The organism is Nitratireductor aquibiodomus NL21 = JCM 21793, assembly GCF_000615975.1.
Taxonomy (GTDB): domain Bacteria; phylum Pseudomonadota; class Alphaproteobacteria; order Rhizobiales; family Rhizobiaceae; genus Nitratireductor; species Nitratireductor aquibiodomus.
Genome location: NZ_BAMP01000037.1, coordinates 1 through 19,585 on the forward strand (window position 1 = coordinate 1; position 19,585 = coordinate 19,585).

General features: G+C 60.4%; 16 protein-coding genes and 3 pseudogenes. 11 read left to right on the forward strand and 8 right to left on the reverse strand.

Annotated features, from left to right (window positions below; translation table 11 throughout):
* Nucleotides 1-1,096, reverse strand: a pseudogene (mutL, locus tag JCM21793_RS25525) (DNA mismatch repair endonuclease MutL); the annotation flags it as partial.
* A gap of 820 nt (nucleotides 1,097-1,916) precedes the next feature.
* Entirely contained in the window at nucleotides 1,917-2,120 is a 204-nt protein-coding gene (locus JCM21793_RS11785; RefSeq protein WP_155983428.1) for a hypothetical protein, read from the reverse strand.
* A gap of 239 nt (nucleotides 2,121-2,359) precedes the next feature.
* Here JCM21793_RS11785 and JCM21793_RS11790 point away from each other — a divergent pair, with 239 nt between their 5' ends.
* The 4 genes from JCM21793_RS11790 to tdh all read left to right on the forward strand — a co-directional run bounded on the left by JCM21793_RS11790 (nucleotide 2,360) and on the right by tdh (nucleotide 8,550).
* The gene (locus JCM21793_RS11790; protein WP_025030499.1) at nucleotides 2,360-4,330 is read left to right on the forward strand and encodes a hypothetical protein; all 1,971 of its coding nucleotides are present in this window, start codon (nucleotides 2,360-2,362) and stop codon (nucleotides 4,328-4,330) included.
* A gap of 277 nt (nucleotides 4,331-4,607) precedes the next feature.
* Nucleotides 4,608-5,819, forward strand: coding sequence for an acyl-CoA dehydrogenase (locus tag JCM21793_RS11795; protein ID WP_036540222.1), 1,212 nt, complete (start codon nucleotides 4,608-4,610; stop codon nucleotides 5,817-5,819).
* A gap of 331 nt (nucleotides 5,820-6,150) precedes the next feature.
* Nucleotides 6,151-7,338: a glycine C-acetyltransferase gene (locus JCM21793_RS11800; protein WP_025030501.1), complete on the forward strand. Its 1,188-nt coding sequence runs from the start codon at nucleotides 6,151-6,153 to the stop codon at nucleotides 7,336-7,338.
* 177 nt (nucleotides 7,339-7,515) lie between these two features.
* A complete protein-coding gene (gene tdh / locus JCM21793_RS11805; protein ID WP_025030502.1) occupies nucleotides 7,516-8,550 on the forward strand; it encodes an L-threonine 3-dehydrogenase in 1,035 nt (344 codons plus the stop codon).
* 4 nt (nucleotides 8,551-8,554) lie between these two features.
* On the opposite strand, the gene JCM21793_RS11810 is transcribed toward tdh, so the two are convergent.
* From JCM21793_RS11810 to JCM21793_RS11820, 3 genes are read right to left on the reverse strand one after another with little or no spacing between them, the layout of a single operon-like run.
* Nucleotides 8,555-8,962 carry a type II toxin-antitoxin system VapC family toxin gene (locus JCM21793_RS11810; protein WP_025030503.1) on the reverse strand — a complete coding sequence of 136 codons (408 nt, stop codon included), beginning with the start codon at nucleotides 8,960-8,962 and terminating at the stop codon, nucleotides 8,555-8,557.
* On the reverse strand, nucleotides 8,959-9,216 hold the full coding sequence (locus JCM21793_RS11815) for a type II toxin-antitoxin system Phd/YefM family antitoxin (protein ID WP_025030504.1): 258 nt from the start codon (nucleotides 9,214-9,216) through the stop codon (nucleotides 8,959-8,961). Before JCM21793_RS11815 ends, JCM21793_RS11810 begins: the two co-directional genes overlap by 4 nt.
* A 52-nt stretch (nucleotides 9,217-9,268) precedes the next feature.
* Nucleotides 9,269-9,715, reverse strand: a complete 447-nt coding sequence (locus JCM21793_RS11820) for a MarR family winged helix-turn-helix transcriptional regulator (RefSeq protein WP_025030505.1) — start codon at nucleotides 9,713-9,715, stop codon at nucleotides 9,269-9,271.
* A gap of 109 nt (nucleotides 9,716-9,824) precedes the next feature.
* Between JCM21793_RS11820 and hmgA the strand changes: the two genes are divergently transcribed.
* The 6 genes and pseudogenes from hmgA to JCM21793_RS11850 all read left to right on the forward strand — a co-directional run bounded on the left by hmgA (nucleotide 9,825) and on the right by JCM21793_RS11850 (nucleotide 15,512).
* Nucleotides 9,825-11,138: a homogentisate 1,2-dioxygenase gene (gene hmgA, locus JCM21793_RS11825; RefSeq protein ID WP_025030506.1), complete on the forward strand. Its 1,314-nt coding sequence runs from the start codon at nucleotides 9,825-9,827 to the stop codon at nucleotides 11,136-11,138.
* Nucleotides 11,139-11,229: 91 nt separating this feature from the next.
* A pseudogene (locus tag JCM21793_RS25530) lies at nucleotides 11,230-12,245 on the forward strand (fumarylacetoacetate hydrolase family protein).
* Nucleotides 12,246-12,247: 2 nt separating this feature from the next.
* Nucleotides 12,248-12,583: a hypothetical protein gene (locus JCM21793_RS11835; protein ID WP_025030507.1), complete on the forward strand. Its 336-nt coding sequence runs from the start codon at nucleotides 12,248-12,250 to the stop codon at nucleotides 12,581-12,583.
* Nucleotides 12,584-12,606: 23 nt separating this feature from the next.
* Nucleotides 12,607-13,556 (forward strand): annotated as a pseudogene (locus JCM21793_RS25535) (MBL fold metallo-hydrolase).
* Between the two features lie 139 nt (nucleotides 13,557-13,695).
* Nucleotides 13,696-15,312, forward strand: a complete 1,617-nt coding sequence (locus JCM21793_RS11845) for an FAD-dependent oxidoreductase (RefSeq protein ID WP_025030508.1) — start codon at nucleotides 13,696-13,698, stop codon at nucleotides 15,310-15,312.
* 2 nt (nucleotides 15,313-15,314) lie between these two features.
* A complete protein-coding gene (locus JCM21793_RS11850) occupies nucleotides 15,315-15,512 on the forward strand; it encodes a DUF2783 domain-containing protein (RefSeq protein WP_007010125.1) in 198 nt (65 codons plus the stop codon).
* A 42-nt stretch (nucleotides 15,513-15,554) separates the two neighbouring features.
* Here the strand turns inward: JCM21793_RS11850 and JCM21793_RS28245 are convergent, their stop codons facing one another.
* From JCM21793_RS28245 to hppD, 3 genes are all read right to left on the reverse strand, one after another.
* A complete protein-coding gene (locus JCM21793_RS28245; protein WP_025030509.1) occupies nucleotides 15,555-15,950 on the reverse strand; it encodes a c-type cytochrome in 396 nt (131 codons plus the stop codon).
* Between the two features lie 25 nt (nucleotides 15,951-15,975).
* Nucleotides 15,976-17,565: a flavin monoamine oxidase family protein gene (locus JCM21793_RS11860; protein WP_306306748.1), complete on the reverse strand. Its 1,590-nt coding sequence runs from the start codon at nucleotides 17,563-17,565 to the stop codon at nucleotides 15,976-15,978.
* 208 nt (nucleotides 17,566-17,773) lie between these two features.
* Nucleotides 17,774-18,886 (reverse strand): 4-hydroxyphenylpyruvate dioxygenase, encoded by a 1,113-nt coding sequence (gene hppD, locus JCM21793_RS11865; protein ID WP_007009004.1) that lies wholly within the window; start codon nucleotides 18,884-18,886, stop codon nucleotides 17,774-17,776.
* A 146-nt stretch (nucleotides 18,887-19,032) separates the two neighbouring features.
* On the opposite strand from hppD, the gene JCM21793_RS11870 reads away from it, so the two are divergent.
* Nucleotides 19,033-19,500 carry an Lrp/AsnC family transcriptional regulator gene (locus tag JCM21793_RS11870; RefSeq protein ID WP_007009005.1) on the forward strand — a complete coding sequence of 156 codons (468 nt, stop codon included), beginning with the start codon at nucleotides 19,033-19,035 and terminating at the stop codon, nucleotides 19,498-19,500.
* The last annotated feature ends 85 nt before the right edge of the window (nucleotides 19,501-19,585 follow it).

Sequence of the window (19,585 nt, forward strand, 5' to 3'; positions counted from 1 at the left end):
CGCTGTGGCGTGGCGTGGCCTGCACCTGACTGTTCCGGCCTTTGGAAGGCGGCGAGCATGGCGTCGGCCCCGGAGGTGGAGGCGCGCATGCCGCTCATCTCCAGCGCATGGCGGATCGCGCCGACGATCAGCCGCGCACCAGCCCCGGATCGCGAAAGCGCACATCGGCCTTGGCCGGGTGCACATTGACATCGACCAGCGCCGGATCGAGCGTGATGAAGAGGGCGGCGACCGCATGCCGGTCGCGCGGCAGCGCGTCCATATAGGCGCCGCGAATGGCGCCGGTCAGAAGCTTGTCGCGCACGGGCCGGCCATTCACATAGAAATATTGCAGCATCGCATTGGCGCGCGAGAATGACGGGATCGACGCATGGCCCGAAAGGGAGACGCCTTCACGCGCGGCCTCGATGGGCAGCGTGTTTTCGGCAAAGTCGCGGCCCATCACCTGCGCGATGCGGCGAAGCAGCCCCTCGCCATCGGCGGGCACGGCGGCAAGCTCCAGCGTGTTGCGGTCGGAGCCCGTCAGCGTGAAGCGCACATGAGGGAAGGCGAGCGCCATGCGCTTCACCACCTCGGTGATGGCGGCGGTTTCGGCACGCTCGCTCTTCATGAATTTGAGCCTTGCGGGCGTGGCGAAAAAGAGGTCGCGCACCTCCACCGTCGTGCCGCGATTGGCGGCGACGGGCTTCACCGCTGAAACGCGCCCGCCCTCGACGGAAATCTCCGCCGCACTGTCGGTCCCTTCGGGCCGCGAGCGCAGCGAAAGGCGCGCCACCGAGCCGATGGAGGGCAGCGCCTCGCCGCGAAAGCCGAGCGAGCGAATGTCGTGAATGTCGTCGGTGAGTTTCGACGTGCAATGGCGCGAGACGGCGAGCGGCAGCTCCTCCGGCGGCATGCCGCCGCCATTGTCTGTCACGCGGATCAGCGAAAGCCCGCCACCGGCTGTCGCCACCTCGATGCGCGTCGCGCCCGCATCGAGCGCGTTTTCCACCAGTTCCTTCACCACACTCGCGGGCCGCTCGATCACCTCGCCGGCGGCGATCTGGTTGATCACGGTATCGGTGAGCTGGCGGATGGTGCGGGGGGCTGTGGTCATGGGTGCGATTTTAGGGGGATTCGGGGGTGGGGAGAAGGGTGGGGCGGTGATGAAGGCCGCCTTCTCCCGACCTGTAGGGAGAAGGTGCCGGCAGGCGGATGAGGGGCGAGCGCTGGTGCTTTTCCACAGTCGCTGCATCGCCGTGCCTTCACCCTCATCCTGAGCTTGTCGAAGGGCGGGGGTGAAGGCATGCACCACGCTTGACGCTGCCGCGCTTCATGCCGCCCTCGCCCTTCGACAAGCTCAGGATGAGGGCTGTGTCGGCCTTCACCCACCCCACACCTCGTCATCCCGGGCTTGACCCGGGACCCATTGAGAAGCGGGGCCGGGCGTCGCAGAGGGCGCAACCGCCGGAGCGGGAGCGAGACCCCGTCCGCGCCCTGCATGCTCTTCCAATGGGTCCCGGATAGCCTTCGGCTTCCGGGATGACGGGGGTGGAGATGCGGGCAGGGTCGGCTTTCCATGGGGCACACCTCCGTTCCCGCACGGCTTCGCCGCCGGGGTTCGAACAGCTTCGGGAAGACGGGCGGCCAAAGCGTCGCGCGTCTAAGATAGTAATGCGACCCTCGGGCCGCCCGTCCGGCCGCTGTCCCGACTGTTGGCCGATCACTCGGGCGGGGTGCGCCCTAGCGGCTTCTCCGCAACCGGTCTTGCAACCGGCCGCCGGCCTTTCGCGGGCCCTCACAAGCCTTGAGCCACCGATGCCCAAGGGGGAGGCTGCCGCCGCCCTTCCTGATCCCCGGCTCCGGACCCGGTTCCCGACAAGGGCGATGGGCGGATTATAGGTGAGGTTTTGAGGGCGGGGATAAAATTGGTGTTGTTACAGCGTCCTTCTCCCCGCGTGCGGGGAGAAGGGGGCGCAGGCGCTGGTGCCTTTCCACAGGCGCTGCATCACCGTGCCTTCACCCTCATCCTGAGCTTGTCGAAGGGCGGGGTGAAGGCATGCACCACGCTTGCCGCTGCTGCGCTTCATGCCGCCCTCGCCCTTCGACAAGCTCAGGATGAGGGCTGTGTCGGCGTTCACGCGCACCGCTCCCCGTCATCCCGGACTTGACCCGGGACCCATTGAGAAACGGGGCCGGGTGCCGCAGAGGGCGCAACCGCTGGTGCGGGAGCGAGAACCGGGCCGCGCCCTGCATGGTCTTCCAATGGGTCCCGGATAGCCTGCGGCTTCCGGGATGACGGCCTTGTCCTCGCCCGTATCCATTCTTTTCCCGGATTGGAATCAAAGGTGCATTCTGGAGCCACTGCAACTGGAAGAATGTGGATCACTACATTACTTTGATAGGGCTGCAGAGATCGATAGGGCTAAAAGTGAAAAAAGCGCAAAGCGGAATGACCCATCAGCGTCGCGCTGCCAGATACGCAGATGCCGAACTTCGAAGCCGTTTCCCACATATCGAGACAGAAATTCTGGAGATCAGCCCCTTCGAGCACGTAATTTTTGTTCCGGCTGACCAATTGGATGCTGTGGATTTTAGAGAAACCTTTCAAAATTCGATCGCGATGGCGGCATCGAAGGTCGATCTCACAAACGATCGCCCTGATAAGTTCACTAAAATTGAGCAGGTTGACGAGAGATCATGGGGGCTTGCTCGTGATCTTCATGTCATCACGCGAAACGACATGACTATAGAAATCGAAGCGAGGTACCCAAGCTTCCCGGCCATTTTCGATTCCGAGTTTAATGATGATGGATCAATGACGTTCTTCTACGCCGCTGATAGTCGGCACCGGGACGAACCAATCGTTGCTGATTTCATCAATTCAGTGGTGGATTACCGGAAATGCACTCTTGAGCCGCGGCAACCAAAAGTTTCATCGAACACTGCTTCGGATAGTCCTGTTCATGCCAAAGAAAGCATGGAGTACCAGCCGCTCTCCATCCGCCGAAAGCGTAGAACGATACCAGACTTCGTTGAAGGTGCAGAACAATTCTGGTTTGCGAATGTCGGAAAAATTGCCGCTGGTGAATATGTCGAGCGAGTTTCGGAATTTCGCCAAGCGGACGGGTCAAGAGCCTATCTGAACGCTGCCATGCCAACGGTATCACTACGGCAGCTCCTTCTGCTTTTCGATGAAATTTACATGCAACCGCCCTTGGAAAATGGCGTTCGCGGTTTGCAGCAATTTTTCGCGGAAAATCACATAGCGTCAGACGATTTTATGAAGCTGGTAGAAGCTGGGCGCGTGAAGCTTGCCTTCTCACAGCTCGAAGAGCGGTCTGACTACGGTTTCGTGATGGAGGTCGCAAGCATAGATAGAGACGCAATATTGTCGCGACGAGAACTTGGGGCCATTGTCCTTAATGATATGGCGAGGATCGAGAGTGAGTTCATCCTCACCCGACCTGAAATGGCTCCCTTCGTTCAGAAGTTTATCAAGGACTTTGGTGCCGAGTTCGGCGGTGCGGAAGCGCTGTCGCAAGCAATGTTGTTTCCAAGATATGCAAAGCGAAACTGGGCGAGATGGATAGAAAAACGAGGTGCAGTCGGGATCGAACCCGGTGGTCAGGGCGGGCAGTTCGCTGAAGCATTCAAGAAGGTTCACGATAAGGACTATAGTCTAGAGGCTTGGCACTTTGGAACAGGGGTTCACATAGCGCAGGCCCTTGGAGCAATCTATATCCCTCAAACACCACATGATTCATTCGTAGGTAGCTGGATTGATCCTGCGAGACTGATGGCTAATCGTCTGTCGTTCTTCAGAAATTTCAACACACGGTTCGCTGCATCTTGGGCCGAAACTGAACGGAACAAATTCCAACCCGATGCAGTAATAAGGCCGATCGAGCTTTTTCATTTTCCGGATGACGATATCATACCAATATCGGAGATCATCGAGGTGACCAAGAGGCCTTCCGTGCGCCGAAAAGGACTTACGCTTTACTCGAGAATCGCCGAGCTTCCTCCTGATATGAGAGAAGAGGAGATAAAAAGACTTCGAGTGCAGCAGTACGAGCGCTTAGGTCGAGCCCGGATATTGGATAAATCGCATATGTGTGTTTCCGTTGGTGCCGATCTCACCATGTTCGCTCTTGGTAGCTCGATTCCACCCTTCTTCTCCGGCCTCTGTTTCATCACTGAAATTGCTCGTAGGATTTTCAAGACAGAAAAGATGAATCGGATATTGGATCACTTCGCAGCGGACTTGAACGCTCAACTGGGGCGGAACGAGGACGTGGATTTCTTGGCCAAGACTTCGGGGGTCGCCAAGCTTGTTTCGAAAGGGTGATACCTTGTCAGATATGTCTGACCACGTCGATCGTACAGTTCACCCCCATCCATCCCCTCACGTCACAATCCCCTTCCAAAAAATCATTTTAAGCTTGAAGCAATCTCGCATAGGATGCTGTATGCTCCGCTCAGGCGTCAGGAGTGCAAGCGCCCTTGCGGCGCGCAAGGCACCCTCTGACTATTGGTTTTTCCGCATTTGCGCGGAGGTCAGGTGAGACCATCTGGCTGCAGACGGCTTGAAAGAGCGCAACCGCATCAGGAAGGCATGAATGACTATGGAAGCACAGAAATCCGCGGCGAAATCGTCCAAATCGACGTTCGTGTGGGACGATCCCTTTCTCATGGAAGAGCAGCTCACCGATGAAGAGCGCATGATCCGCGATGCGGCTGCCGCCTTCGCCGCCGACAAGCTCAGCCCCCGCATCGAGCATGCATACATGAACGAGGAAACCGACCCGGAAATCTTCCGCGAGATGGGCGCGGCGGGGCTTTTGGGCGTGACGGTGCCGGAGGAATATGGCGGCGTGGGGGCCGGCTATGTGTCCTACGGGCTGGTGGCGCGCGAGGTGGAGCGCATCGATTCGGGCTATCGCTCCATGATGAGCGTGCAGTCCTCGCTGGTGATGTATCCGATCCATGCCTATGGCTCGGAAGAACAGCGCAGGAAATATCTGCCGAAACTGGCGTCGGGCGAATGGATCGGCTGTTTCGGCCTGACCGAGCCGGATGCGGGCTCCGACCCCGGCGGCATGAAGACGCGCGCCGACAAGATCGACGGCGGTTACAGGCTCACCGGCTCGAAAATGTGGATCTCCAATTCGCCCATTGCCGATGTGTTCGTGGTGTGGGCGAAATCGGCGGCCCATGGCGGCAAGATCCGCGGTTTCGTGCTGGAAAAGGGCATGAAGGGGCTTTCGGCGCCGAAGATCGGCGGCAAGCTTTCGCTGCGCGCCTCGATCACCGGCGAGATCGTGATGGACGGCGTGGACGTGGGCGAGGATGCGCTTTTGCCCAATGCGGAAGGGCTTGGCGGGCCGTTCGGCTGTTTGAACCGCGCGCGCTATGGCATTTCCTGGGGCGCGATGGGCGCGGCGGAAGATTGCTGGCACCGGGCGCGGCAATATGGGCTCGACCGCAAGCAGTTCGACAAGCCGCTGGCGCAGACGCAGCTTTTTCAGAAGAAGCTCGCCGACATGCAGACGGAAATCGCGCTTGGGCTTCAGGGGAGCTTGCGGGTTGGCCGGCTGTTTGACGAGGGCAAGATGGCGCCGGAGATGATCTCGGTCGTCAAGCGCAACAATTGCGGCAAGGCGCTGGACATTGCACGGCAGGCCCGCGACATGCATGGCGGCAATGGCATCCAGATCGAGTATCACGTGATGCGCCATGCGCAGAACCTGGAAACGGTGAACACCTATGAGGGCACGCATGACGTTCACGCGCTGATCCTCGGCCGCGCGCAGACGGGGCTGCAGGCGTTTTTCTGATCGGGTGAGCGTGCGCGTTTCGCGCTGGTGACTTGAGAAGGGGCGGGTGCTGCGGCGCCTGCCTCTTTTATTTGCCTCCACTTCCGCGTCATCCCGGAAGCCGAAGGCTATGCGGGACCCATTGGCAGAACGTGTGAGGGCACGGCCCGGTTTTCACTTTGCACAACGCTGTGAGCCCTCTGCGGGGCGCGGCCGTGCTTCTCAATGGGTCCCGGGTCAAGCCCGGGATGACGTGGGTGGAGAGGAGCGTTGCAGAAAAGCAGGTGGTCGAAAGCGGCGGCACTCTGTAGTAGAGGAGGGAAAGCCTGTTCCCGTTCGATCCGAGGTGTTCATGACCGCGTCCTTTCTTTCCCATCTGCGCTTGGAACTCGATGGCCTGAAGGAGGCGGGGCTTTACAAGTCCGAGCGGGTCATCACCTCCATGCAGTCGGCCGAAATCGAGAGCGGCGGGCAGAGGGTGCTGAATTTCTGCGCCAACAATTATCTGGGCCTTGCCGACAATGAGGAGCTGCGCGAGGCGGCGAAGGCGGCGCTTGACCGCTATGGTTACGGCATGGCCTCGGTGCGCTTCATCTGCGGCACGCAGGAAGAGCACAAGGAGCTGGAAGCGAAGATTTCCGGCTTTCTGGGCTATGAGGACACGATCCTTTATTCCTCCTGCTTCGATGCCAATGCGGGCCTGTTCGAGACGCTGCTCGGGCCGGATGATGCGATCATTTCGGATGCGCTCAACCATGCGTCGATCATCGATGGGGTGCGGCTGTGCAAGGCGCAGCGTCATCGCTACGCCAACAATGACATGGGCGCGCTGGAGGAATGTCTGAAGCGGGCCGAGGGCGCGCGCTTCCGGCTGATCGCCACGGATGGCGTGTTTTCCATGGATGGCATCATCGCCAATCTGGGCGCGGTCTGCGATCTGGCGGAAAAATACGACGCGATGGTGATGGTGGATGACAGCCATGCGGTCGGTTTCGTGGGTGAAAACGGGCGCGGCACGCCGGAGCATTGCGGCGTGGAAGGCCGGGTCGACATCATGACGGGCACGCTGGGCAAGGCGCTGGGCGGGGCTTCGGGCGGCTATACGTGTGGCAAGGGCGAAGTGGTCGACTGGCTGCGCCAGCGCTCGCGGCCTTATCTCTTTTCGAACACGCTGGCCCCGGTGATCGCGGCGGCCTCGCTCAAGGTTTTCGACATGGTGGCGGGCGGGGCCGGCCTGCGCCAGAAGCTCTATGACAATGCGGCGCGCTTCCGCGCCGGCATGGAAAAGCAGGGGTTCACGCTTGCGGGCGCTGACCACCCGATCATCCCGGTGATGCTGGGCGATGCAGCGCTTGCCGAGAAGATGGCATCGCGGCTTCTGGAGGAGGGCATCTATGTGATCGGCTTCTCCTTCCCCGTGGTGCCGAAGGGGGCTGCCCGTATCCGCACGCAGATGTCTGCCGCGCACTCGGCCGCAGATATTGATCGCGCGGTGGAGGCGTTTGGAAAGATCGGGCGTGAGCTTGGGGTGATCGCTTAGAGCGTTTTAAATGTAGGCGCAGGCCCCTCATCCGCTTGCCGGCACCTTCTCCCCGCAGGCGGGGAGAAGGAAGATGGCCGCAACGTGGGTGCTTCTCTCTTCTGGCAAGCAGGGAGAGGGTGAGGGGCGGTGGCCACGCCAATTGCTGCAAATATCGCTTTGGAAGGATAGTCGACGATGTCCAACATGATGAAGGCGCTCGTTAAATCCAGACCCGAGGAGGGGCTTTGGATGGAGCGTGTTCCCGTGCCCGAGATCGGGCCGAACGACGTGCTCATCAAGGTGCGCAAGACGGCGATCTGCGGCACGGACGTGCATATCTGGAACTGGGACGAGTGGGCGCAGAACACCGTGCCGGTGCCGCTGGTGACGGGCCATGAATTCGTCGGCGAGGTGACGGAGGTCGGCTCGGCGGTGACGGAATACAAGCCCGGCCAGCGGGTTTCCGGCGAGGGGCACATCGTGTGCGGCCATTGCCGCAACTGCCGGGCGGGACGCGGGCATCTGTGCCACAACACGCTGGGCGTGGGCGTTCACCGCGCCGGCGCGTTCGCCGAGTTCATCGCGCTGCCGCAGCACAATGTGGTGCCGATCCCCGACAATATTCCCGATGAGATCGCGGCGATCTTCGATCCGCTCGGCAATGCGGTGCACACCGCGCTTTCCTTCGATTTGGTGGGTGAGGACGTGCTGGTGACGGGTGCCGGCCCCATCGGCATCATGGGCGCGCTGGTGGCGCAGGCCGTGGGGGCGCGCAAGGTGGTCATCACCGACATCAATCCGGGCCGGCTGGAGCTCGCCCGGAAGCTTGGTGTGCAGCACACGATGAACGCGGCGGAAGAAACGCTGCCGGAGGTGATGCGCCAGCTCGGCATGACGGAAGGCTTTGATGTGGGGCTTGAAATGTCGGGGGCGGCTCCGGCCTTCCGCGACATGATCGACGTGATGAACAATGGCGGCAAGATCGCCATTCTGGGCATTGCGCCGGCGGGTTTCGAGATCGACTGGAACAAGGTCATCTTCAAGATGCTGCATCTGAAGGGCATTTACGGGCGCGAGATGTTCGAGACCTGGTACAAGATGATCGCGCTGGTTCAGACGCGGCTCGACGTGCGCGACCTGATCACCCACCGCATCGAGGTCGACGATTTCCGGGACGGTTTCGATGCGATGCGCACCGGCAAGGCCGGCAAGGTGGTGATGAGCTGGTAGCCGCTTACGAGGCGAACAGGGGGATCGTTTCGGCGATCGCCGCTTGTGCCAGCCTGCGGTCGAGCGTCGCCAGCGGCACGGCATTGCGCCGCGCTATCTCCAGATAGGAGGCGTCATAGACCGTCAGTCCGTGCGCGCGGCTGAGGCGTAGCATGTCCGCAGGGTCGATGTCGTCATCGACGAGGATGGGATGGTCGTAAAGCGCATCGAGGATGGTCTGTGTGATGGCCGGCGTGTGTCGTTTTCGGCGCTCGCACATGACAAGCAGGTTGCATATCTCGAACCACCAGATCGGCGGCACGATGGCCTGTGAGGTGAGAAGGCTTTCCTGCACGACCAGGGCCAGATCATGATCCTCGTCGGGCAGAAGCCAGGCGGCGGTGATCGACGTGTCGAGCACGAACCGCGTCAATAGCGGTGACCCTCATGTTTCCACGCAAGCATGTCGTCCAGTGACGTCGCGGTTTTGGGAAGGGTATCGCGCAGGGAGCGCAGCTTCCGGACCGCATTGTCAGCGCGTGTCTGCGTAGCCGTCTCGATCTGATCGGGGACAATGCGCGCCACCGTCTTGCCGTGACGTGTGATGAGTATGGTCTCGCCCCGCTCCACATCACCAAGAAGGGCCGCGAATCGGGACTTTGCTTCTGTTGCAGTCAGTGTTTTCATCTCGATGGTCATTTTGACTGGTCAATTTGACCATAAATATGGGATGTGAACGCTACTCCGTCAACACGGTGCGCTCGAGCGCGGCGAGGCCGACGAGAAGGGCTGCGCGCTCCTCCGGTGTCATGCGTTCCAGCAATCCCGTTTCGAAGGACCGGGCCACGGGCACCATGTCTTCATAGGCTTTCTGGCCGGTTTTGCTGAGTGTCAGGCGCTCGACGCGGCGATCCTGCGGGTCGGGCGTCCGGACCAGCCAGCGGCGCGTTTCCAGAGCGGCGACCGCGCGGCTCACCTTGGTCTTGTGCATGGAGGAATGCGCGCCGACTTCGGTCGCGGTCATGGTGCCGAACTGGCCGATGGTGGCGAGCGTGCGCCACTCCGGCCGCGTCAGACCGAGGCGGGCGCGGTAGGCCTGCGAGAAATCCCGGCTGATCGCATCGGTAAGGCGCGTCAGGCGGTAGGGCAGAAAATCTTCCAGGGCGAGCGTGGTCTGGTCAGTCATGGTGTTCCTTTGCAACGCGGCAGTTTTCCCTTCCCGTGCGTTGATAGTTACATTCGCCATGGTTACGATTGCAACCAATTCCTGAACTCCCCGTTGCATGGAGGATCGAATGACCGTGCAGTACATGCCGGGTTTCGGCAATGATTTCGAGACAGAGAGCCTGCCTGGCGCGCTGCCGCAGGGGCAGAATTCGCCGCAGCAGCCGGCCTACGGGCTTTATGCGGAGCAGCTCTCCGGTTCGCCCTTTACCGCACCGCGCGGGACCAATGAACGCTCCTGGCTCTATCGTATCCGGCCGAGCGTGAAACACACGGGCCGCTTCAAGGCCATCAGCTTCGAGGAGTGGAAATCCGCACCCAATGTGAATGACCATCAGCTGGCGCTTGGTCAGCTGCGCTGGGATCCGACGCCCATCCCAAACAGGGAAACCGATTTCCTGGCCGGTGTGCGCACGATGACGACCGCAGGTGACGTGCAGGGGCAGGCGGGCATGGCGGCCCACATCTATGCCTTCAACATTTCGATGGTGGACGAGTATTTTTTCAACGCCGATGGCGAACTGATGCTGGTGCCGCAGGAAGGCGGTGTGCGGCTGAAGACCGAGATGGGCATCATCGAGATCGAGCCCGGCAAAATCGCCGTCATGCCGCGCGGCATGATCTTTCAGGTCGAGCTGATGGACGGGCCGGCGCGCGGCTATATGTGCGAAAATTACGGCGCCAAGTTCACTCTGCCGGATCGCGGTCCGATCGGCGCGAACTGCCTCGCCAACCCGCGCGATTTCAAGACACCGGTCGCCTGGTATGAGGAAAAGGAAAAGCCCTGCCGGCTGTTCGTCAAATGGTGCGGGCAGTTCCATGTGACCGAGATCGGCCATTCGCCACTCGACGTGGTGGCCTGGCACGGCAATTACGCGCCTTACAAATATGATCTTTCCACCTTCTCGCCGGTCGGGGCGATCCTGTTCGATCATCCCGACCCGTCGATCTTCACCGTGCTGACAGCACCCTCGGGCGAAGAGGGTACGGCCAATATCGACTTCGTGATCTTCCCGCCGCGCTGGATGGTGGCCGAGCACACATTCCGTCCGCCCTGGTATCACCGCAACATCATGAGCGAGTTCATGGGGCTGATAAAAGGCCAGTATGACGCCAAGGAAGAGGGGTTTGTGCCGGGCGGCGCCTCACTGCACAACATGATGCTGCCGCACGGGCCGGACGCTTTCGGTTTCGAGAAGGCGAGCCACGGAGAACTGAAGCCGGTCAAGCTGGAAGAGACCATGGCCTTCATGTTCGAGACGCGCTTTCCCCAGCATCTGACGCGCTACGCCGCTGAAACGGACACGCTGCAGGAGAACTACATCGACTGCTGGAAGGATTTGAAGAAGCGTTTCAACGGCACGCCGGAGGGTGACTGGTCCTGATCGACCGGAGCGGTCACAGAAGGTATGATCGGCGCCGGTCCGGCGGACCTGCGCCGATTGCGCGTCTCCCCCAACGCATAAAGGACATTGCATGAAACTCGCCACGCTCAAGAACGGAACGCGCGACGGCAGACTGGTCGTCGTCTCCCGTGACCTGACACGCTGTACGGACGCATCTTTCCTTGCGCCGACGCTGCAGGCGGCACTGGACGACTGGGCGCGCATCGCGCCGCATCTGGCAGCCCTTTCTGAAAGCCTCGATCACGGCTCGGTGCCTGCCGAACGCTTTCATGAGCATGATGCGCTGTCGCCATTGCCGCGCGCTTATCAGTGGGCGGATGGCTCGGCTTACGTCAATCACGTGGAACTCGTGCGCAAGGCACGCGGTGCGGAGATGCCAGAGAGTTTCTGGGCCGATCCGCTCATGTATCAGGGCGGGTCGGATGCGTTTCTGGCACCGCGCGATCCCATACGCATGGCCGACGAGGCTGGGGCATCGACATGGAAGGCGAGATCGCCGTCATCGTCGACGATGTGCCGATGGGCGCGACGCTGGAACAGGCACGGGAAGCCATCCGGCTTGTCATGCTGGTGAACGATGTGTCGTTGCGCGGGCTGATCCCGGCGGAACTTGGCAAGGGCTTCGGTTTCTTCCAGTCGAAACCGTCCTCGGCCTTCTCGCCGGTTGCGGTGACGCCCGAGGAGCTCGGTGATGCGTGGGATGGCGGCAAGGTCTCGCTGCCACTATGTGTTGATTTTAACGGTAAGTCGTTCGGTCGGGCCGACGCCGGCATCGACATGACATTCGATTTCCCGACGCTGATTGCCCATGCCGCCAAAACGCGTCCGCTCTGCGCCGGCACGATCATCGGCTCGGGTACGGTATCCAACAAGCTGGACGGCGGACCCGGAAAGCCGGTTGACGAGGGCGGGGTCGGTTACTCCTGTATCGCTGAAATCCGCATGATCGAGACGATAGCACACGGTAAACCAAAGACGCCTTTCTTGCGCTTCGGCGATACGGTGCGTATCGAGATGAAAGACAGTGGGGGCCATTCCATCTTCGGCGCCATCGAACAGCGCGTCGAGGACTATCAGGAGCCCTGAAAATGGCACTCGACCCTCTCAAGCGTACCGCGTTCGTTTTCGCGATATTCAATCTGGTTGGGATATCACTCCTGGCCTGGGCGTTGAGATCGGTCTTCAACACACTTTACGCCACATCGCCTCAGTGGATGGGCATCGCTTTGTCCTTCGTGTTTGTCATTGTCGTCATTGGCGTCAATGTCGCCCTGTCGCTGCGCGCGTATCGCATCGACAGCGGTTCGATTCTGACACGCGTGGTGATCGCCTGGACGCTGATCTCGGCGATAAGTGCAGTCGCTTTCAGTGCTCTCGATCCCTGGAGCATCATAAAGTCCCTGGCAGTGATCGTCGGGGCATAGTTATTCAACGAGAAAGGCGCGTAATGGCCAAACAGTTCGCATCTGCAGGTGATCTCACAGAAAAGAAGATATCGTTTGATGAGATCGGGCGAGACCTCTGGGCCTTCACGGCCGAGGGCGATCCCAATTCGGGCATCATCATCGGCGACGAGTCGGTGATGGTGATCGAGGCGCAGGCAACACCACGCCTTGCCGAAAAGGTAATCGAGAAGGTGCGGTCCGTCACTGACAAGCCGATCAGCCATCTGGTTTTGACGCATTATCACGCCGTGCGCGTTCTGGGCGCGTCTGCCTACAGGGCACCGACCGTGATCATGAGCGACAAGGCACGTTCGATGGTGGTGGAGCGGGGCCAGGAAGACTGGGATTCGGAATTCGTGCGGTTCCCGCGTCTCTTTCAGGGGCATGAATCGATCCCCGGTCTGACCTGGCCGACAACGACCTTTTCCAGTTCCATGACGGTCTATCTCGCAAGCGCCGGGTGGACCTGATGTTCCTTGGCCGGGCGCACACGGCTGGCGACATCGTGGCCTTCGTGCCGGACGCCAATGTGATGTTCACCGGAGACATCGTGGAGCATCACTCGGCCTGCTATTGCGGCGACGGGCATTTCCACGACTGGCCGACGACGCTGGAGGAAATCCGCGCCTTCGACCTCGACGCCATTGCGCCGGGACGTGGCGGTGCGCTGGTGGGGCAGGCCATGGTCAATGAAGCGCTGGATCTGACCAGCGATTTCGTGATGTCCACATATCAGCCGGTGGCGCGGGTGGCGCAGGGTGGCGGCACGCTGAAGGAAGCCTGGGACGCCTGCCGCGCGGCGTGTGACCCGAAATTCTCCGATTATGCAATCTACGAGCATTGCCTGCCGTTCAACGTGGCGCGGGCCTATGACGAGGCACTGGGCATCGACACCCCACGCATCTGGACCGCAGAGCGCGACCGGCAGATGTGGGAGGCGCTGCAGGGGTAACGTGATGAAGCGGGCCGGCGCGACGTTTGAAGGACGCGCGCCATCGACATCATGCCCGGAGTTGAGCGCCGTGAACTGGAAGAGGTTTGAGCTGCTTCTTTTTCTGAGGAGAAACAGCTGCAAGGGAGGGTGAAATCCGATGCCGCGTTACGAGTACAATCCCTTTCCCTATAAAGCGCCGCCGGAACTCGCCGGGGGACATGTGGGGCAGTACCCGGTGGTGGTGATCGGCGCCGGGCCTGTGGGTCTGGCGGCGGCGATCGACCTTGCGCAGCGCGGCGTGTCCGTCGTCGTTCTCGACGACAACGATGTCGTATCGGTGGGTAGCCGGGCGATCTGCTGGTCGAAGCGTTCGCTTGAGATTTTCGACCGGCTTGGCGTCGGCGAGCGGATGGTGGAGAAGGGCGTAACCTGGAAGGTTGGGCGGCTTTTCCACCGCGACCGCGAGGTCTGGAGTTTTGACCTTCTACCTGAGGAAGGCCACAAAATGCCCGCCTTCATCAATCTGCAGCAATATTATGTCGAACAATTTCTGGTGGAGCGGGCGGGGGAACTTTCCGACCGCATCGATCTGCGCTGGAAAAACCGGGTTGTCGGGCTTGAGCAGACGGGTGGCGATGTGCGCCTTTGGGTGGAAACGCCGGACGGCACCTATGAAATGGATGCTGCCTGGGTGGTCGCCTGCGACGGCGCGCGCTCGCCCGTGCGTTCCATGATGGGGCTCGATTTTGCGGGTCAGGTGTTCGAGGAGCGCTTTCTGATCGCCGATGTGGAGATGAAAGCGGACTTTCCATCCGAGCGATGGTTCTGGTTCGAACCATCTTTCCACAAGGGTCAATCGGCGCTTCTGCACAAGCAGCCCGACGACATTTACCGTATCGACCTGCAGCTTGGCCCGGATGCGGATCCGGACGAGGAAAAAAAGCCGGAGAACGTCATCCCGCGCATCGCAAAGGTGATCGGGCATTCGAAATTCGAGCTAGACTGGGTGTCGGTCTACACCTTCCAGTGCCGCAGGCTGGAGCGCTTCGTGCATGCTCGGGTGATCTTTGCCGGCGACAGCGCGCATATCGTTTCGCCTTTCGGCGCGCGCGGCGGCAATGGCGGCATTCAGGACGTCGACAATCTGGGCTGGAAACTGGCGCTTGTGATCAAGGGCGAGGCGCCGGCCTCACTGATCAGAACCTATGACGAAGAGCGCATTCTGGGCGCTGACGAGAATATTCTGCACTCGGCGAGGTCGACCTCTTTCATGACGCCGAAGAGCGACATGGAGCGCATGTTCCGCGACAGCGTTCTGGCGCTTTCGGCGGATCACGATTTCGCGCGGCGGCTGGTGAATTCGGGCCGGTTGTCGAAGCCCTGTTCGCTGGCTGGCTGCACATTGCAGGCGGCGTGGGATGGCGAGAGCCCGCTTGCGCCGGGCGAAGCGATGGCCGATGCGCCGGTGCGTGTCGGGGGGCGTCCATCCTGGCTGCTAGGCGAAGCGGGTGGCGGTTTCGTGCTTCTGGCGGTCGACTGTGACCCGCCCATCGGCCTGCCGGCCGGGCTGCATGTGGTGCAGGTGACGAAGCCCGGCGGGGCAGCGGTGGATGGCGTCGTGCATGTCGAGGATAACGAGGGTGCGGTTGCCGCCCGCTATGGCGCGGGGCGGCTCTATCTGGTGCGGCCCGACCAGCATGTGGCGGCGGTTTTCACGGCATCGGACGCGCATGAGATCGCGGCGGCGATGACCCATGCGATGGGGAGGGAATGAGGATGGACAGGATCGAGATCGGCCAGGACCGGCTGGGCGCGGCAGGCGATGATTTCTATGCCGCGCTGATGGCGGCGCATGAGGGGCTGAGCTTCGAGGAGAGCGCACGTCTCAACGCAAGACTGGTGCTGCTCCTTGCCAATCAGGTGGGTGATCTGGAAGTGATCCGCGCGGTGCTCAGGGCAGCGCGCGGCAACTAGGCAGGGCGGGCGTGCCGGTTCGGGATCAGTCCGCGAGCGCACTCAGGGCCAGGGCGGGACGATCTGGTCCGCCGTTACTTCGTCGGTATAGTTGTTGCCGAAATGGGTCCGGATATACGTCACAACATCGACGATCTGCTGGTCGGTGAGCATATCGCCCATTGCCGGCATGGCCTTCTGGCCGTGTGTAATGACGAAGATCGCATATTCGGGGTATTCGAGATTTTCATTGCTTGCCAGGGACGGATAGCGGCCAGCACCGGTCGCGCCTTTCCCGTCGGGCATGTGACAGCCCTGGCATATGGCCTTGTAGATGTTTTCGCCACCGGTAACCGTAACCCTGCCAGCATCGCTGGGTGGTGCGCCATCCTCGGTATGTGCAGGGGCGACAAACATCATCGAAGCAGCGATGCACAGCACTAAGGCTTTCGTTCGCATGGCGGGCTCCTTTACACTCAAATTGTCACCCGTTCAGGACGCGGTCGTGGAGGCGGGAGATGGCGTCCAGGCCGGAGAGGAGCGCTCCTTCCTGCCATCCCGGCAGATAGGAAACATGCTCGCCGGCCATCAGTGTGCGGCCGTCGAACCCCGTTGCCCGGCTGTAATCGGCTTCTCTGTTTTTCCAGACCCCGTAACATCCCAGCGCCCAGGGTACGCGATGCCATCCGACGCTCACCCCGCTGGAAAACTCCTTCCGGTATTGCGGGTGGATCATGGCGCCGTATTCGAGAGCCTTGCGTATGCGTTCTTCCGGTTCCATGGCGGTGAATTGATAGGCCGCAGCGTCCCAGCTATAGCCGCCGACGAGCACGCCCTTGCCGCCGGAGAGATAGTCGCCCGAGGGGTAGCCGATCAGCGAGATGGGGAGATCGGTATAGGAGATGCCGCCATAGATCTGTTCATCCTCCTCCCAGAACCGGCGATTGAACTCGAGGCCGAACTTGATGGACTCCGCATAGTGAAGCTTGTCGATCACGCCCTTCATCGAGCCTGAAAAATTGTTTTCGATCTGGCCGAGGATGGAGAACGGAATGGTGCAGATGCACCAGTCAGCCCGGGTTTCCTGAGGTTCTCCTTCGCTGCCGGTGTCTTCATAGGTCACGGTCACGCCGGCCCCGTCCTGCTGGATCGAGGTGACCTTTGCATTGTAGCGGATCAGGTCCCTGATCTCGCGCTCGAATGCCTGAGCGATCATGTCCATACCACCGACGGGCTGGAACATGGTCTCCTGATGATCAACGGTCTCGGCTTCTGCAAGCCATTGCCATAAGCGTGATTGAAGAATAGCACCCGGGCCAATCGGCTCGGAGGGGCTTGGCGCGGCTCCCGCACCGCCGCCCGGCCATCTCTGGAAGCCGCGGTATCCGCTGGTGTGCAGGCCTTTTACATAGGCGTAGTCTTTGTCGAGCATGCCACTGATACGCAGCGATTCCAGCAGCATCTCCCTGTCTTCATCACTGACCATCTCGTCTAGGCCACCCTGATTGGCGGCTTTTGCGAGGAGTTCGGCGGTATGGCCGCGATAGTCGGTGGCAATCTCGCGGAAACGCTGTGGCCGCCCGCCAAAGGCGTTGACGGAGTGGAGGTAGGCATTGTGGTTTTTCTGAATAAAGGGCTCGAGCCGGACGCCGAGGCGCCGGCAGTAGTCAAGGACGGCGTGGTGATGGTGGGGAATGCGCCAGGGGCCGGGATTGAAATAGTTGCCTTCGGCATAACCGATATCCTGCTGGAAACCTCCAAGCTCCGTGTAGGTATCGCCTCCGCGCAAGGTCCAGCACCGTCCGCCGGCTTTTTCCCGGTATTCCAGTAACTCGACCTCGTAGCCAACTGCACGCAACTCGAGTGCCGCTGCCATGCCGGCAAGCCCCGCCCCAAGAATGAGAACCTTCACCGACCCGGGATCGCCCTGGAGCTTGACCGGCCCCTGATAGGTCGACGCCCTGGCATGCCCAAGCGTTGTCATCGCCTGGTAGAGAGCCGCGCCGCCGGCCGTTGCACCGATCATCGTCAGGAGGTCGCGGCGTGACATCCGTCCAAATGCGCGTTGCATCATCCTGTACTCCTTGCCTGTTTGGCCAAGGGGTATCATCGCGCTGTCTGGCGTGCCGAAAAAGGTAATATTGAGTAAAGATTTTGAACTATTTCTCTTTTGTTTAGAGGGTATAAGTTACGCATTGAAATTTATATAGTTGGCAAAATTAAAAAAAAAGACCGCCGTTGGGCGGTCTTTTTGATAAACGTGTCTTAAAGGGGGGGGTAAGTTACTCGGCTGCGTCCACCTTGATGACGCCGCGGCGGATCTGGTCTTCTTCGATGCTTTCGAACAGGGCGCGGAAATTGCCTTCGCCGAAGCCTTCGTCGCCCTTGCGCTGGATGAACTCGAAGAAGATCGGTCCGATGACGGTCTTTGAGAAGATCTGCAGGAGGATCTTGGTCATGCCGCCATTCACCACGCCTTCGCCATCGATCAGGATGCCGTGCTTCTTCATGCGTTCGATGGGCTCGTCGTGGCCCTGCACACGGTCGAAGCTCTTCTCGTAGTAGACCTCCGGCGGGCCTGGCATGAATTTGAGCCCGTTGTCGGCGAGCCTGTCGGTGGCGTCGTATATGCCGTCCGTGCCGACCGCGATGTGCTGGATGCCTTCGCCTTTATACTTCTTCAGATACTCGACGATCTGGCTCGTGTCGTCCTTCGATTCGTTGAGCGGGATGCGAATCTTGCCGCAGGGGCTGGTGATCGCGCGGGAGACAAGGCCGGTGATGCGACCGTCAATGTCGAAATAGTGGATCTGCGAGAAACCGAAGAGCTCACGGTAAAAATCCCACCATTTGTCCATATTGCCGCGATAGACGTTGTGGGTGAGGTGATCGAGGTAATAGAAGCCGACGCCTTCAGGCCGCGGGTTTTTCTCGCCCAGCCATTCGAATTCCGCGTCGTAGACAGACCCTTTCTCGCCATAGGTATCGATGAAATAGATCAGCGAGCCGCCGATGCCGACAATGGCGGGCACGTCGAGTGTTTTGTCATCGCCTTCATAAGGCGTCGCACCCTTGGAAACGGCATGATTGAAGGCGTGTCTGGCATCGACCACGCGCCATGCCATGGAGGACGCGCAGGGGCCGTGATCCTCGACAAAGCGCATGGCATGGCTGCCGGGCTCCGCGTTGACAAGATAATTGATATCGCCCTGCCGCCAGACGGATACCTTTTTGGTCCTGTGGCGGGCGACTTCCACGTAACCCATCTTCGTGAACAGTTCGGCGAGTTTTTCCGGTTCCGAATGCGCAAACTCAACGAACTCGAACCCATCGGTGCCGGCAGGGTTTTCTTCGCTGATTTTCGGCGGCGGTGCGTCGTGGGGGAACGGACCCATGGATTAACTCCTCCTGATCTGGGAACATATGGACGTGTTCAAACGTCATATGCACATTTTACGCCGCATGGACTGCACGCGGCTTGCATTATGGGGCGTGTTTTGTGAGAAATGCGCACTTATCATGCATCAAAGAGGAGAATTTCATGGCTGATGCGCGTATTGATGGTTATGACCGCAAGATATTATCCCTCCTGCAGGTCGATGCGCGACTGACCAACAATGATCTGTCGGAACGGGTAAACCTGTCCCCCTCGCAATGTTCGCGCCGCCGGCAGAGGCTTGAGGAAGAGGGCTACATCCGCGGCTATGCGGCCATGCTCGACCGGGACAGGCTCGGCTTTCCGCTCGTCAACATCATCACGGTGACGCTTGCCACGCACAACCCCGACAATGCACGTCGTTTCGGCGAGCTGCTCGCCCGTCTGCCCGAAGTGCAGGAAGCGCACGCGCTGACAGGCGAAATGGACTACATCCTCAAAGTGGTAACGCCCGACCTGAAATCGCTTTCGGATTTCGTCAATGGCGTGCTCCTGCCTCATGACTCGGTGCAGCATGTGAAAAGTGCCATCGTGCTCGAGACGCTGAAGGAAACAGGCGCCCTGCCGCTTTGAGATTTTGCGTTACAAACATGGCTGGAAATTTCTCTTTATTGTTACATAATTTCCGCTAAAGTCTCGGTGGACGAGAGGCGGGATT

Excerpts from the sequence above, each read along its gene's own strand:
- JCM21793_RS11795 (WP_036540222.1), top strand. The coding sequence starts at position 4,608 with ATGGAAGCACAGAAATCCGCGGCGAAATCGTCCAAATCGACGTTCGTG.
- JCM21793_RS11800 (WP_025030501.1), top strand. The coding sequence starts at position 6,151 with ATGACCGCGTCCTTTCTTTCCCATCTGCGCTTGGAACTCGATGGCCTG.
- tdh (WP_025030502.1), top strand. The coding sequence starts at position 7,516 with ATGTCCAACATGATGAAGGCGCTCGTTAAATCCAGACCCGAGGAGGGG.
- JCM21793_RS11815 (WP_025030504.1), bottom strand. The coding sequence starts at position 9,216 with ATGAAAACACTGACTGCAACAGAAGCAAAGTCCCGATTCGCGGCCCTT.
- JCM21793_RS11820 (WP_025030505.1), bottom strand. The coding sequence starts at position 9,715 with ATGACTGACCAGACCACGCTCGCCCTGGAAGATTTTCTGCCCTACCGC.
- hmgA (WP_025030506.1), top strand. The coding sequence starts at position 9,825 with ATGACCGTGCAGTACATGCCGGGTTTCGGCAATGATTTCGAGACAGAG.
- JCM21793_RS11835 (WP_025030507.1), top strand. The coding sequence starts at position 12,248 with ATGGCACTCGACCCTCTCAAGCGTACCGCGTTCGTTTTCGCGATATTC.
- JCM21793_RS11845 (WP_025030508.1), top strand. The coding sequence starts at position 13,696 with ATGCCGCGTTACGAGTACAATCCCTTTCCCTATAAAGCGCCGCCGGAA.
- JCM21793_RS11850 (WP_007010125.1), top strand. The coding sequence starts at position 15,315 with ATGGACAGGATCGAGATCGGCCAGGACCGGCTGGGCGCGGCAGGCGAT.
- JCM21793_RS28245 (WP_025030509.1), bottom strand. The coding sequence starts at position 15,950 with ATGCGAACGAAAGCCTTAGTGCTGTGCATCGCTGCTTCGATGATGTTT.
- JCM21793_RS11860 (WP_306306748.1), bottom strand. The coding sequence starts at position 17,565 with ATGATGCAACGCGCATTTGGACGGATGTCACGCCGCGACCTCCTGACG.
- hppD (WP_007009004.1), bottom strand. The coding sequence starts at position 18,886 with ATGGGTCCGTTCCCCCACGACGCACCGCCGCCGAAAATCAGCGAAGAA.
- JCM21793_RS11870 (WP_007009005.1), top strand. The coding sequence starts at position 19,033 with ATGGCTGATGCGCGTATTGATGGTTATGACCGCAAGATATTATCCCTC.